Origin of the sequence: Segatella copri (assembly GCF_002224675.1) — a bacterium.
Classification (GTDB): domain Bacteria; phylum Bacteroidota; class Bacteroidia; order Bacteroidales; family Bacteroidaceae; genus Prevotella; species Prevotella copri_U.
On record NZ_NMPZ01000006.1, the window covers coordinates 84186 to 98867 of the forward strand.

The 14682-nt window shown below is 44.4% G+C and carries 12 protein-coding genes and 1 pseudogene; 10 read left to right on the forward strand and 3 right to left on the reverse strand.

What is annotated here, in order from left to right; genetic code table 11:
* Positions 1-676 precede the first annotated feature (676 nt).
* The 7 genes and pseudogenes from CFT61_RS05200 (at position 677) to CFT61_RS05235 (ending at position 7410) form a co-directional block, all read left to right on the forward strand.
* Positions 677-1735 carry a hypothetical protein gene (locus tag CFT61_RS05200; protein ID WP_089543404.1) on the forward strand — a complete coding sequence of 353 codons (1059 nt, stop codon included), beginning with the start codon at positions 677-679 and terminating at the stop codon, positions 1733-1735.
* Positions 1736-1999: 264 nt separating this feature from the next.
* The gene (locus tag CFT61_RS05205; RefSeq protein ID WP_089543405.1) at positions 2000-2911 is read left to right on the forward strand and encodes an Rpn family recombination-promoting nuclease/putative transposase; all 912 of its coding nucleotides are present in this window, start codon (positions 2000-2002) and stop codon (positions 2909-2911) included.
* Between the two features lie 1240 nt (positions 2912-4151).
* A complete protein-coding gene (locus CFT61_RS05215; protein WP_089543407.1) occupies positions 4152-4451 on the forward strand; it encodes a type II toxin-antitoxin system HigB family toxin in 300 nt (99 codons plus the stop codon).
* An 11-nt stretch (positions 4452-4462) separates the two neighbouring features.
* The gene (locus CFT61_RS05220) at positions 4463-4825 is read left to right on the forward strand and encodes a helix-turn-helix domain-containing protein (RefSeq protein ID WP_089543408.1); all 363 of its coding nucleotides are present in this window, start codon (positions 4463-4465) and stop codon (positions 4823-4825) included.
* Positions 4826-5012: 187 nt separating this feature from the next.
* Positions 5013-5276, forward strand: coding sequence for a hypothetical protein (locus CFT61_RS05225; RefSeq protein WP_254918865.1), 264 nt, complete (start codon positions 5013-5015; stop codon positions 5274-5276).
* A gap of 722 nt (positions 5277-5998) precedes the next feature.
* A pseudogene (locus CFT61_RS17395) lies at positions 5999-6259 on the forward strand (LytTR family transcriptional regulator DNA-binding domain-containing protein); the annotation flags it as partial.
* A gap of 278 nt (positions 6260-6537) precedes the next feature.
* The gene (locus tag CFT61_RS05235) at positions 6538-7410 is read left to right on the forward strand and encodes an Rpn family recombination-promoting nuclease/putative transposase (protein ID WP_089543410.1); all 873 of its coding nucleotides are present in this window, start codon (positions 6538-6540) and stop codon (positions 7408-7410) included.
* A gap of 112 nt (positions 7411-7522) precedes the next feature.
* Here the strand turns inward: CFT61_RS05235 and CFT61_RS05240 are convergent, their stop codons facing one another.
* The gene (locus CFT61_RS05240) at positions 7523-7972 is read right to left on the reverse strand and encodes a PepSY-like domain-containing protein (RefSeq protein WP_089543411.1); all 450 of its coding nucleotides are present in this window, start codon (positions 7970-7972) and stop codon (positions 7523-7525) included.
* Between the two features lie 472 nt (positions 7973-8444).
* Between CFT61_RS05240 and CFT61_RS05250 the strand changes: the two genes are divergently transcribed.
* From CFT61_RS05250 to CFT61_RS05255, 3 genes are all read left to right on the forward strand, one after another.
* Positions 8445-9086: a hypothetical protein gene (locus tag CFT61_RS05250; protein WP_089543413.1), complete on the forward strand. Its 642-nt coding sequence runs from the start codon at positions 8445-8447 to the stop codon at positions 9084-9086.
* 12 nt (positions 9087-9098) lie between these two features.
* Entirely contained in the window at positions 9099-9191 is a 93-nt protein-coding gene (locus CFT61_RS16870) for a smalltalk protein (protein ID WP_158573505.1), read from the forward strand.
* 258 nt (positions 9192-9449) lie between these two features.
* Complete coding sequence (locus tag CFT61_RS05255; protein WP_089543470.1) at positions 9450-10472, forward strand: PDDEXK nuclease domain-containing protein; 1023 nt, start codon at positions 9450-9452, stop codon at positions 10470-10472.
* Between the two features lie 144 nt (positions 10473-10616).
* Here the strand turns inward: CFT61_RS05255 and CFT61_RS05260 are convergent, their stop codons facing one another.
* Positions 10617-12650, reverse strand: a complete 2034-nt coding sequence (locus CFT61_RS05260; RefSeq protein ID WP_089543414.1) for a M13 family metallopeptidase — start codon at positions 12648-12650, stop codon at positions 10617-10619.
* Between the two features lie 26 nt (positions 12651-12676).
* Positions 12677-14647, reverse strand: a complete 1971-nt coding sequence (locus CFT61_RS05265) for an ABC-F family ATP-binding cassette domain-containing protein (RefSeq protein WP_089543415.1) — start codon at positions 14645-14647, stop codon at positions 12677-12679.
* Positions 14648-14682: the final 35 nt, after the last annotated feature.

Genomic DNA, 14682 nt, shown 5'->3' on the forward strand with positions numbered 1-14682 from the left:
GTTAACTAGTTACCTCTCGTGGAAGAAATGTCTAGATAGTTACTTCTCGTAGGCAAACTTACCAAAGGGTTACATCTCATCAGAGAAAACCGTTACATCTCGCTGGATAACGCCTTCTGCCAGTTACCTCCCATGGTAACAGTATTTTCTATTCATCTGTCTATCTGATAGTTACACATCAAAATAGCGCCACAAGAAATATGATAATATGATATATAAGAAATAAACAAGAAAAATGGTCATGATGGGTTCTCAAAGTTTTTTTTCTCTTTTTTCTAAAAAAACTTGTAAAATACTTGTTAGTTTCAGAAAATTTATATATCTTTGCAGCGCTCTTTCAGTAGAAATACCGGAGGAGCAGACATACGGCATCCTGTTGGCAGGATGCCCAAGCATGATAAATGCTGAGTTTACATCTCAAAATCCCTTGTAAGGTGTGGAGCTAAATCCTTGCATGGGGTACTCAATTGTAAATTCAGGCTAGATTTTCGTGCGCATTCTCTATGAACAATTCATACGGGGGTGCGACATGGGAAAATTCTGGTCTGATGTGAAAATTGAGTTAAGGACCAGAAAAAAAGCTCCAAAATATTTTTGGTCCATTTGAGATTTCGCATCCCCCAGATTTGTTTTCATTGCCACCCCCATTTTATAGACTTTTATAAAACAACGAGCAATGAACAAGATCCTAACTTTCAACGTAGCCGAAGCCACAGAGCTTGGCACTCATTGCGCCCTGCATCACAGCTACAGCCCGCAAGAACAGAAGTACATCTTCAGACTTGACGTGTACAATCAGAAACAGATCAAAATGGCTATCAGCCAGAACGCACACCATGGGCAACTGGACCTCAACGGTTTCGAGCACCTCGAAAATATGTTACGTTTCGAAGTACCCTACAGAGCTTTGGAAGCTACCAAATCACATTACAACAACCTGGAGACTGCCCTTATCGACATAGGCAAAAAGCCGGTCTGTATCCCTTACACCGTCGCAGAATCTGGTAATCCTGGAACATACCACTTGTGCTACAAGCAGTTCGACTACCTCTACCACTTCGTTGACTACACCAAGAAAGGTCAGGAGAAGAGAGCCATCCTGGAGATGCCGATTCCCGTGGCTCAGTACTACTTCGCCCTGGACCTGGGCTACTTCAAGGTTTCGCCGCAGCTTTACGAGTCATTCCATCACCAGTCTTCCCGCTGCCTTTATCTCCTGACAGAGAGCCGACTGAAGAAGGGCTACACCAAGTTTACGCCTCCCGAGATCCTTGCGCTCCTCACCAGCCACACCCAATATCGCGGCACGGGGAATCTGGAATATACCCAGCTTTCTACTGCCGAAGAAGAGATCAGAAATGCCTACAAGCTGAACCGTCTCGACTATATCGTGATACACACGCTAGAGACTACCCGTAACCAGGTAGTAGGCAAATACGGCTGCTTGGTAATCTTCGGCCTCAAGTACCGCAACGATGACCCAGATATGCTGAGCGATGAAGACAGAACAAAGCTGACAATGAAGAAACTAAACTTTAGAAAGCTACTCACCTCTTCCTACTGGAACGTGAGCCACAAGGTGGCAGAGGAGTTGAGCGATCGCCTCACCCTGTCAGACCTGGATGCCGTGAACCAGTGCTTTCTGGCAGCCTATGCGGCGAAGAGAAAGCACGAGATCAAGAATCCCGCAGGGTATATCGTGTCCAGCCTGGATAAGGTTCTGAGGAAGAAATAACAGAAATTCCCCAGGCGTTCCGACGGATATGTTATCCGTCGTAAAAAAAGGTTCGACCTATTAAACCGGGGGATTTGTAATCCCCCAAAGCCTTGAATCTGTGTAAATCTGTGGGATTTATTCTTTGTCCCACAGATTTCACAGATTTACACAGATCTCTACCTTAAAATTATGGGATCCTAACTTTTTCTGAAACTTTTCACAGAATTCTCTTGCAGGTTTGAAAATAAAGTCGTAACTTTGCGCTATATAATTTTAAAACGGATGGTTATGAAGTATTTAGATCCTAAGGCAGACCTTACGTTCAAGAAGATATTCGGCAATCATCCGAAAAGAATGATCAGCCTTCTGAACGCACTCCTGCCACTCAGTGAAGAAGAGCAGATACACGAGATAAAGTATCTGCCTACAGAACTTGTACCCCAGCTCGAAGGGGGCAAAAACACCATTGTGGATGTACTCTGCACCGATGCAAGAGGTAGAAAGTTCTGTGTGGAAATGCAGATGGAATGGTCCGACGCATTCCAGCAGCGAGTACTGTTCAATGCATCCAAGCTCTATGTGAGTCAGGCTAAAAAGGGAGGAAAATACAGTGAACTGCAACCCGTATATTCTCTCAACCTGATAAATGATATCTTTGCGCATGATACTCCAGATTTCATCCACAACTACCGAATCGTGCATGACAAAGACAGCAATAAGGTCATCGAAGGCTTGCATTTCACCTTCATAGAACTTCCGAAGTTCACTCCACATTCCATCACCGACAAGCGGATGATGGTATTGTGGCTCCGTTTCCTCACGGAAATCAATTCCAATACGCAGAAGATTCCTGCTGACCTGCTCAATGACCCGGAGATTGGAAAAGCCGTAGAAGAGTTGGAAATTTCCGGCTTTACAGATGCCGAACTCAGAGCCTACGACAAGTTCTGGGATTCAGTAAGTGTTGAAAGAACCCTCCTGGATGACAGATATCAAAAAGGTAAGGAAGAAGGAATAGCTGAAGGCATGGAAAAAGGTAGAGCTGAAGGCATGGAAAAAGGCATGTCACAACGAAGCCTTGAGATTGCCCGAAAGATGTTGGCAAAGGGCTTAGATGATACCACTATTATGGAAATGACAGGGTTAAGCCTGGATGAAATCAGGCTATTGAAATCGCAAATGAATAAAATATAAAACAACCCGTCCCGAAATCCGCCGGGACGCCTAGCGGAGGAAAGAGATATCCGGCGCTAGGGAATAATAAATCAAAAATTGAAGTTTCGCATATGGTTCATGTACGGGCTGAAGGCCCAAAAGCTCCTAGCCCAGGGCATCGCCCTGGGTATAATGGCAATCTTTAAGGCGCCCTGTAAGGGCAAAAGCTTTGTATATTGCCCGGTATTTTAAAGCTTCTGCCCTTTACCTTTCCCTTCGGCCGGTGACCGTTGGTTCAGGGCGTGTGGGGCAAAACTTGCGAAAGTTCAATCAAAGATAAACAGAAATCCCCCATCCTACTTTCTCAAGCGGGATGGGGGTTTTGCTTATGTAATAATTAAACCTAAAAAACAAAAGCAAGTATCAACTCTTCAGGAGTTGGTATTTATATTTATAGATATATGATATCTTTTGGATTTTCGGAATAAAAGCCCTGCCGGCTTTCACAAGCAGGCAGGGGATAATTATAAGTAAAAGATGTAAATAGATGTACCACTGTACAACCTACTTATTAAAACTATAAAATTAATCTTGCAGATTCTACACACATTAATCTGCTTCCTTGAATATGAAGGAGGCATATTCACATATACCCGCAATCAATAGACTCTAATTCTTGCGATTATTTACCACAGGCTATCTCTAGCCTACCTATTATATCTCGAACTGTCTTTTTAGAAAACGCCCCGGCGGAGACATAACTTCCGCCGAGGCGCGGCATTTTCATGCGCATTCTATGAAATGAATTTCTTCCGTTCTAGACTGTCCTCCGTTAGGCGTCCCGACGGATATGCTATCCGTCGTAAAAAAGGTTCGACCTATTAAGCCGGGGGATTTGTAATCCCCCTATCCCATCGATATGCCGGCTAATGCCTGGTTGCTGGGGATTGCAAATCCCCAGAGCATAAAGAGGTTAGGTCAGTTTTTGACGGCGGATTGCAAATCCGCCGGAACGCCTAACGGGGGATGGGCATATCCGGCGCTACTGGCTGCATAAAAATCATCCCCCAACCTGCAAACTGCGGGCTGGGGGGGGGTGCAATCCCCTATCCCATCGATATGCTGGCTACTGCCTGGTTGCTGGGGATAACATATCCCCAGAGCAGAAATAAAGCAGTAAATACCTTAATTTATTCTAAAATACAAAATTATATAGCCAAAATATATCGTTTTTCAAAATTTATATATATCTTTGCACTTATAATTAATAAAGAGAATTATGAGAATTATTTCGCATAGAAAACTAAAAGAGTTTTATGAATCCCCAGGACGAGAAGACTCTAAAGTTGCCCTTGAAAGGTGGTACCAGATAGCAGAAGAAGCAGAATGGCATAACTTTTCCGATATTAGAGCAGACTTCCCTGATGCCGATTACGTAGGTAATCAACATTACGTATTCAACATCCGAGGAAATAACTATAGATTAGTAGTTGTCATAAAATTCACTATAGGCCGACTTTTTGTAAGATTTGTCGGAACACATAGTGAATACGACAAAATTGACTGTACCAACATTTAACATCAAGAATTATGGAAAAAATAACAAAAGAACAGTATGAGTTTGCACTCAACAGAATAGAAGAGCTTTTACCATTGGTAACGGATGAAACTCCTGCTAATGATAAAAATGCCATTGAACTGACATTAATGTCAGATATTGTGGAGTCATACGAAAAGAGACATTTTCCTATAGGAAAGCCTTCAGTATCCGAACTCATTGAACTTTCACTGAGTGAAAAAGAAATGACACAAAAACAATTAGCAACAGAAATCGGAATAAGCCCTTCCCGCATTAACGATTATATTACTGGACGTTCGGAACCTACATTAAAAATTGCCAGATTGCTTTGCAAGGTACTGAATATTACTCCTGCTGCTATGTTACAATACTAAGTAATAGTTTTCAGCTTACAAGAAATCCCCCCATCCCGCTTTCTCAAGCCGGATGGGGGGTTTGCTTATGTGATAGAGAGAGATTTATGAATGTCTATCAGGCAGTTTTCCCACTTTTTATTTGGGCGTTTCAGGAAAAAAGCGTAATTTTGCAGTGAAACTAAATGTTGAACTAAATGAATGGCGTATGAAACAGGTAGAAGAATGGGAGTATGAAGCAAGCAAGATGGCATACCGGGATATCAAGAACTCCATTGATACGGCGAAGCAAGAAGGTCTTGCGGAGGGTATGGAAAAGGGTATGGAATTAGGTATGGAAAAAGGAATGAAAAAAGGAATGAACCAGAAAGCCCTGGATATTGCCAGGAATATGCTTGCTGATGGTGTTGACATCAATCTGATCATGAAGTATTCCGGACTTACCCAAGAGCAAATAGAAAAATTAAAATAAGATATTATCCCCGCTAGGCGTCCCGACGGATTTGTAATCCGTCGTAAAAAAAGGTTCGACCTATTAACCCGGGGGATTTGAAATCCCCCTATCCCACCACCATACAGTCTACAGCCTGATTGCTGTGGATAACATATCCCCAGAGCATAAAGAGGTTAGGACATTTTTTGACGGCGGATTGCAAATCCGCCGGGACACCTAACGGAGGATAGGGATATCCGGCGCTGCTAATTTGTGTTTAAGTTGTGAATTCAATTTTACGCATCACAAGGATGCAAGTTATTAAAATAGTAAGAATAGTAAAAGGAGCTGCACACAAGAGTGCCGGGAAAAAATCCCACGCTACCAGATACCAGTATGAATACATTGGAAGCATAACAGATAATCCACCCCAAGAAAAGCATTTGAACATACTTAATGGTTCTTTTAAAGGATGTATTCTTTGCCCACAATGATTGCATTCGGTATAATAATTGGTACCATGCCAAAAATACTTACTTATAACTCGCAATGACACTTGCTTACCACAAGTGGGGCATATTGCATTCGAAAGATTTATGTCTAACATATTATTGTTGCGTTTTGAAGTTTAAACTAAATTTTCATTGCAAATATACGAAATTAAGTTGAATCCTGCAAGACTAATCGGCATGAACAAGACAAAAAGTGTGATAAATAGCATAAAACCAAACATAAGATAGTTTCTTGGCTACTTTTTCTCTGAAAATGGCGTTGTAAGAGCTTTCCTTAGAGAAGGTAAATCTGTATCAATTAACCATTCTCTAAATGACTTAGAACAGCAACTCAATCCCGATGTGTTCTTTCGCGTCAACCGACAGTACATTATAAACATATCATTCATTGAGAAGCTCACCAAATTCTTTAACTATAAAATGATTATCAAACTCTATGGCTTTACTGATTTACAGATCATCGTCAGCAAAGAAAGAATCTCCCAACTCAAAAGTTGGTTAGACAGATGACGAAATAAAGAAACAATTGGTCATCGTGACCTGCCTGGCATCCAAATCCCCCTATCCCATCACTATAAAGACTACAATCTGGGTGCTGGGGATAGCATATCCCTAGAGCCTAAAGAGGTTAGGTCATTGTTTGACGGCGGATTGCAAATCCGCCGGAACGCCTAACGGAGGAAAGGGATATCCGGCGCTACGAAAGTTTTCCTACTTTTTATTTGGTCGTTTCAGGAAAAAAGCGTAATTTTGCAGTGAAACTAGATGTAGAATTAAATGAATGGCGTATGAAAAAGGTAGAAGAAAGATACATCAGCTTGCTGACCGACTTCGGCTTCAAGCGAATATTCGGAACGGCAATGAACAAGGATTTGCTCATTTGCTTCCTCAACAGCTTGTTTAATGGCAGACAGGTTGTGAAGGATGTGTCGTATCTGAATCCGGAGCACGTGGGAGATGTATATACCGACCGCAAGGCCATCTTCGACGTATATTGCGAAGGCGAAAACGGCGAGAAGTTCATCGTGGAAATGCAGAATGCTTACCAGACTTATTTCAAGGACCGCTCTCTCTTCTACTCCACTTTCCCGATTCGCGAGCAGGCACCAAAGGGGAGCGACTGGGATTTCAAGCTCAATCATGTCTATACTGTTGCGCTGCTCAACTTCAACATGAATGAAGATGCCTTCGACAAGGAGAAGATCCGCCATCATGTACAGTTGTGCGATACCACTACCCACAAGATTTTCTACGACAAGCTGGAGTTTATCTATGTAGAGATTGCGAAATTCAATAAGACACTAGGAGAACTGGAAACGCTCTACGAGAAGTGGCTTTATGCGCTGAAGAATCTCTATAAGCTTACCCAGCGCCCGAAGGAGCTGTGCGACAAGGTGTTCGACCGTCTCTTTGAGGAAGCCGAGATTGCCAAGTTCACTCCACAGGAGATGAGGGAGTATGAAGCAAGTAAGATGGCATACCGGGATATCAAGAACTCCATTGATACGGCGAAGCAAGAAGGTCTTGCGGAGGGTATGGAAAAAGGAATGAACCAGAAAGCCCTGGATATTGCCAGAAATATGCTTGCCGATGGTGTTGACAGCAATCTGATCATGAAGTATTCCGGTCTTACCCAGGAACAGATAGAAAAATTGAAATAAGATATTATTTTAGAAGTAACAGATAAACAGAAATCCCCCATCCTGCCTTCTCAAGCCGAATGGGGGTTTTGCTTAAAATATAGGATTGAATGAATGTTAATGCCGGATAGGATTATCTGTCAATTTCAGCACGGATGAATTTACCGGCACTGCTGTAATACAGGTCGTAGCCTGGGATGTCTATTTCGTAACCACCTATCTCCTTCTCTATCTTATACGGCTGCTGTGAAGGATAGCGCTTGGCAATGTCCGCAGCGATAACATCAGGAATGATGCCTGATGGCAAAGCTGAGAACTTGCAGTCCACGCTCTTCCACTCTCCCTTGTTGTTGAAATCTATTTTGGTTCCATCGTTCAATGTTGCCTCATATTCCCAATTTCCGTTGTCCTTCTCCTTCTCTACACGGGAGTAGGTAGCAGTAGGAAAATACTGCTTAACAAACTGCTGAGCCTGTGCTGGCAACTCAGCATAACCGATTTCTTTCTCATCACTGCCGTGACAAGCTACTGCTACCAAAGCAAAAACAATCGACAGAAATGTCGCTAAAAACGTTCTTTTCATGTTGTTACAATTTAAATTTTGATGTTACTATTTTAATTATTTATCACTTATTATTATACACTATCGTATAACCCGTATATTGCCATACACGGGGTTGTTTTATATGCTACAAACATACTAAAATAATTTCAAACTACAAAACATTCGCCCCATATTTTAGAGTGTTTTAACGGTTATAATTGCATTATGATTTATGACATACCTTCTTAGGTATGTGATAGAGAGATTTATGAATGTCTATCAGGCAGTTTTCCTACTTTTTATTTGGTCGTTTCAGGAAGCTAGTTTCCTACAGATTTCACAGATAACACAGATGCATAGACTTACTATAATAATTGTTTTTTCTTTCAAGTGGCGAACAACTCTTGATTTCCGCCCCAAAATTTTGTATCTTTGCATTGTCATTGAAACACAATGGCTTGCAGAAACAAAAGCTCTGCAATCAATGTTTAACTAAAATGTTTTTTGAGTTATGGGAATGAATGTTAAAGCTATTGAGCGCAAGATTGCTTACTTGGGTAAGGAAGGTGGCAAGGACCAGTACATGTACGTGATGCAGCCACTGATCTACAACAAGCTCACACCGGAGAAGGTGATCCAGCAAGCTGCCCTGCATTGCGGTCTGACTCCTGCCGTGATGAACGTGGCTTACGCTGCCCTGAGCGAGGTGATCAAGGCGTGGGCTACAGAGGGTCACTCCGTATCGGTACCGGGTCTGGGCACCATGCGTTTCGGTCTGCGTGCCAATGCGGTGAAGTCGGTAGAGGATGTGAGCACCAAGCTCATCACCCAGCGACGCGTAATCTTTAGCCCTAATATGGAGATTAAGCAGGAGCTTGCCAAGACGGGTATCAGCATCACCTGCGTAAACCGCGATGGCGAAGTGGTAAAGAACATCTCTTCCAACGATTCGAAGGATGTGGAGGACACCGAGGGTGACAACCAGGAGAACCCTGACGAGAACAAGGGTAATACCGGAACTACCGGCGGCAACACGGGCGATACCGGAACCCAAGGTGGCGGAAGCGATACCGGAACCCAGGGTGGCGGTTCGCAGACTGGCGGAAGCGATACCGGCGACAACGGAGAAAATGGTGATAATGTAAGTCTCTAAAAAATATAGCCCATGAAACGTGAAAACTGGAAAATCGTAATTAAGATTGCTCTCTCACTCCTTACAGCCATCGCAGCCTCTTTAGGTTTGACAAGCTGTATGTAAGTCGGGATGTAAAGCTAGAACCTCTCAAAGAGGGTGTGTCATGAATTGATGACACACCCTCTTTTTTTATAGACAAGCTATTCATTTAACCCTTATTAACGGAAATCAAATACTATTTTTCCTACTTTTATGATGTTATTTCGAATAAAAACTGTACTTTTGCATATATAAGATGTATAACCGAAATGCAGATAGACTGCAACGATAGTATTACAAATGTTTAAGGTCACAAATTGTGATCTCCAAAAGGATATACACATGACAGATAAAAATAACCAAGACATCACCCTACAAGGGTTTGTCAACGACATAAAGACTATCATCAATACAGCTCGCACCAATGCCGTGCGCAGTGTTGATTTTTGCCGAGTGCAAATGTACTGGGCTATAGGACAGCGTATAGTAGAAAAGGAACAACAAGGGAAAGAACGTGCAGACTATGGCACCTACCTTATAAAGAACCTTGCCAAGGAGATTGAGCCTGAGTATGGCAGCGGATTTGGTGTACGTCAACTGGAACGTTGTCGCCAGTTTTATACTATCTATCCAATTGCGTCCACACTGCGGACGCAATTGAATTGGTATCAATATAAGCAACTTATTGCTATTGCCGACCCCGACAAACGAGAGTATTACGAACTGGAAGCTGTCAACGAGGGTTGGTCCGGTCGCCAGCTTGAACGCCAAATCAATTCGATGCTGTATGAGCGTCTTCTAATGAGCAATGACAAGGAATCTGTACTTGCAGTAGCACGCAAAGAACGTATTCCAGAGTCGCCACAGGAGATTATCAAAGACCCGATGGTGCTGGAGTTTCTTGGTCTGGAGCGCAAGGCTTCTTACTATGAGAAAGACTTAGAGAGTGCCATCATCTCTCATATAGCCGACTTCTTGCTCGAAATGGGCAAGGGCTTTTCTTTTGTGGCAAGACAAAAGCGTCTGTTGATAGAGGATGATGAGTATTTTGCGGATTTAGTTTTCTATAATCGTCTGCTACGATCTTTTGTGGTTATTGAAATAAAAAACCATAAACTAACACATCAAGACCTCGGTCAGTTGCAACTATACGTCAACTATTACGACCGATACGAAAAGACAGACGACGAGAATCCAACCATCGGTATTTTGCTCTGTACCGACAAGAATGATACTGCGGTAAAACTTGCTTTACCAGAAAACAACAAAACGATTCTTGCCAGCAAATACCAACTCTATCTGCCTACAACAGAACAGCTGATTAGTGAAATCAACGAGGTCAAAAAGTTGGCAGAAAAGCATTAACATTAATTTTATGGTCGATAAAGAAGAAAGTGATATTATATAATAATGATAAAAAAGGCTGCGTCACCCGGTGGTAACGCAGCCTTTTTTCATATTTCATTCTTATCCCTTTAAAACTTAAAAAACTAACGGGATATTTGATCTTTACCAAAGCTCCAGACGCTCATTCTTAGGAATGAACATCTTGTCGCCCTGCTTTACACCGAATGCCTCATACCAGGCATCAATGTGAGGAAGAGCACCATCTACACGCCACTTACCAAGCGCATGAGGATCGTTCTTCACACGGTTGCGAATCTCCTTCTCGGTGATGTTCTGACCCCATACACCAGCGTAGGCAAGGAAGAAGCGCTGATCAGCAGTAAAGCCATCCTTGTTCTTCAAAGGCTTCTTGGCTGTCGCATTCTTGAAGGCATTGAAAGATACCATCAAACCACCGTGGTCGGCAAGGTTCTCACCCAATGTAAAGCGACCGTTGGCATTCAGGTCTGGCAATACCTTGATGTTGCTGAAGAAATCAGCATACATATCGGCACGCTTGTTGAAGCCCTCAGCATCAGCTGCTGTCCACCAATCCTTCAGGTTACCGCTGGCATCATACTGGCGACCCTGATCATCAAATCCGTGAGTCATCTCATGACCAATCACTACACCGATAGCACCATAGTTGAATGCCGCGTCTGCCTTGGCATCAAAGAATGGATACTGAAGGATACCTGCAGGGAAGCAGATCTCGTTGGTGGTAGGATTATAGTATGCATTCACAGTCTGAGGAGTCATATACCACTCATCTCTGTTGACTGGCTTACCAGCCTTCTCAGCAATCTCCTTATTGTTGCGGAACTGACGGCAGGCCATCACGTTCTCATAGAAACTCTTGGATGGGTCGATGGTAAGCTTGCTATAGTCAGTCCACTGGTTAGGATAACCAATCTTGACATAGAACTTATCGAGCTTATTGTGGGCAGCAGCCTTGGTCTCTGCACTCATCCACTCCTGAGCATCGATACGCTGACCGAGACTCACCTGGAGATTCTTGACCAAAGTCTCCATCATCTTCTTGGATGACTCAGGGAAGAACTTCTTGCAGTAGATTCTGCCGAGCGCCTCACCCATCTGAGCATCTACCTGAGAAGTAGCACGCTTCCACAATGGATGGTCTTCCTTTCTGCCACTCATGGTCTTGCCGAAGAAATCGAAGTTTGCCTCACGGATCTCATCGGTGAGATAAGCAGAAGAACTGCCGATGACACTCCACTCCATCAATGCCTTCAAGGTCTCAGCATCCTCTGCAGCAGTAATCTTGTCGTAACCAGCCATGAATGCAGGCTGACCTACAATCATCTCCTGGATATATTCGCTCTTGATGCCCTCGCCGTTAGCCAATGCCTCGAGAGGAATGTTTGGATAATTCTCTTTAAACTGCTTCAGGCTCATCTTGTTGTAGTTAGCCTGTGGGTCACGGAGTTCGGTACGGCTCTTGGAGATAGTAGCAAGACTGGTCTCGTGGAGGAATACCTTCTGTGCCTTCTTGGCAGCATCGGCAGCAGAGAAGCCATAGAGCTGGAACATCTTTGCCACGTAGGTCTTGAAAGCCTCACGGATAGCTACGGTAGCAGCATCGTTGTTGAGGTAGTAATCCTTGGCACCGAGAGTCAAACCACCCTGCATCACATTGTAGATGTTCATGGTTACGTTCTTCTCATCAGCACCGAAACCGGTACCGAAACCTACGCCCAAGCCCTGCATGGCATACTTCACCTGCAAGTTCTGGAGATCTGCCTTGGTCTTGGCAGCAGCAATCTCGTCGAGGAGAGGCTTTACGGGAGCAATGCCCTCCTTATTGCGGCGGTCGATATCGAGCGCCAACTTATAGAAGTCGGAAAGCTTCTGTTCGATGGTTCCTGCCTTGTAGGTCTTCTTCTTGAGTTCATCAAGAATAGAGTTGATACGCTTGTTGCTGTTCTCAGCCAACTGTTCGAAACTACCATAACGGCTGTAGGCAGCAGGAAGCGGATTGTTCTTCTGCCAGCCACCGGTAGCAAACTGATAGAAATCATCAGCAGGCTTTGCTGTCTTGTCAAGATTACTCATGACAAGTCCCGACTTGTTCTGAGCATCAGCAGCCAAAGGCATGGCTGCGAGCATCATCATCGGAAGGATGTACTTCATTTTCATTTTCTCGTTATTTATTATTGTTTTAACTATGAATTCTTGATTTCCTCCAGTTCTTCGGAGAGCATCATCCAGTTCTCGTTTTCCTCATCCAGGCTCTTCATCAGCTCGGTATATTCGGTAACGAGTTCCATATTCGTAGCATTCTCAGGCTTCATCAGGAGGGCATCAATCTCAGCCTTGCGGGTTTCGAGCTTTTCAATCTTCGTCTCGCATTCCTTCACCGCCTTCTCAGCCTTGCGAATCTTCTTCTGCTGTTCCTTGTGCTCGGCATAGCTGAGTTTTCCAGAGGATGCTTCGGAAGATTCTGCAGATGATGATGAAGAAGATGGAGAGCCGGCAGATGACATATTCTGACTTCCGACCTGATTCGCCAGTGCCTGACTGATGCTCTCAGCATTGTGGGCACGGAGATAATCGTAGATACCGCCCAGATGCTCACGTACCTTGCCACCGGCAAACTCATATACCTTATCTACCAGTCCGTCGAGGAACTCACGGTCGTGACTCACTATAATGGCGGTGCCGTCGAATGCCTTGATGGCTTCCTTCAACACATCCTTCGACTGCATGTCGAGATGGTTGGTAGGCTCATCGAGAATCAGGAGATTCACCGGTTCGAGCAGGAGCTTGATCATCGCCAGACGACTGCGCTCTCCTCCACTCAACACCTTGACATATTTCTCGGAAGTTTCGCCACCAAACATAAAGGCACCCAGCAGATCGTTCACCTTGAGGCGCATTTCGCCGGTAGCCACATTGTCGATGGTCTGGAAGATGGTAAGATTCTCGTCGAGCAGCTGTGCTTGATTCTGTGCGAAATAACCTATCTGCACGTTATGACCTATCTTGAGATTGCCCGTAAAAGGAATCTCGCCCATGATACACTTCACCAGGGTAGATTTACCCTCGCCGTTCTTACCTACGAAAGCTACTTTCTCACCACGCTTGATGGTAAAGGTCACATGGTCGAAGACGGTATGATCGCCATAATCCTTTCTCACCTCATCGCAGATGACCGGATAATCGCCACTACGGAGACAAGGAGGGAACTTGAGATGCATCTGCTTGGTATCCACCTCATCCACCTCGATAGGAACGATTTTCTCCAACTGCTTGATGCGGCTCTGCACCTGCACTGCCTTGGTTGGCTTATAGCGGAAACGCTCGATGAAGTCCTTGATATCGGCTATTTCCTTCTGCTGGTTCTCGTAGGCACGGAGCTGCTGCTCGCGGCGCTCGGCACGAAGTACCACATACTCATCGTATTTCACCTTGTAATCCTCTACCCTTCCGCAGGTAATCTCCAGGGTACGGTTGGTTACATTATTGATAAAGGCACGGTCGTGACTTACCAGCACCACCGCCTTGGCACTCTGCGCCAGGAACTGCTCCAGCCACTGGATACTCTCGATATCAAGATGGTTGGTAGGCTCATCGAGGAGGAGCACATCCGGCTTCTGGAGCAGGATCTTTGCCAACTCGATACGCATACGCCATCCACCGGAGAACTCCCGGGTAGGACGGTCGAAATCTTCACGGGTGAAACCCAGACCGCTCAACGTGCGCTCTATTTCCGCCTCGTAGTTTTCACCGCCCATCATCATATAGCGATCATGTTCCTGGGTGAATTTCTCCACGAGCTGGGCATAGCTCTCGCTCTCGTAGTCAGTGCGGTCAGCCATTTCCTGCTGCATCTTGTCGAGGCGCGCCTTCATCTCGGTATTGTGGGCGAAAGCCTTTCGGGTTTCCTGCTTCACGGTGGTATCATCCTGCAGTTTCATCACCTGAGGCAGGTAGCCGATGGTGGTTTCATTAGGGATAGCCACTACGCCGGAGGTTGGCTTCTGCAAGCCACAGAGAATCTTCAGCATCGTAGATTTGCCGGCACCGTTCTTGCCTACCAGGGCAATGCGGTCGCGGTCGTTGATTACGAAGCTTACATCATTGAAAAGTGGCTTTACGCCAAACTCTACTTTCAGTCCTTCTACTGAAATCATCTATTTTAATGTATAATGTATAATTTATAATTTTC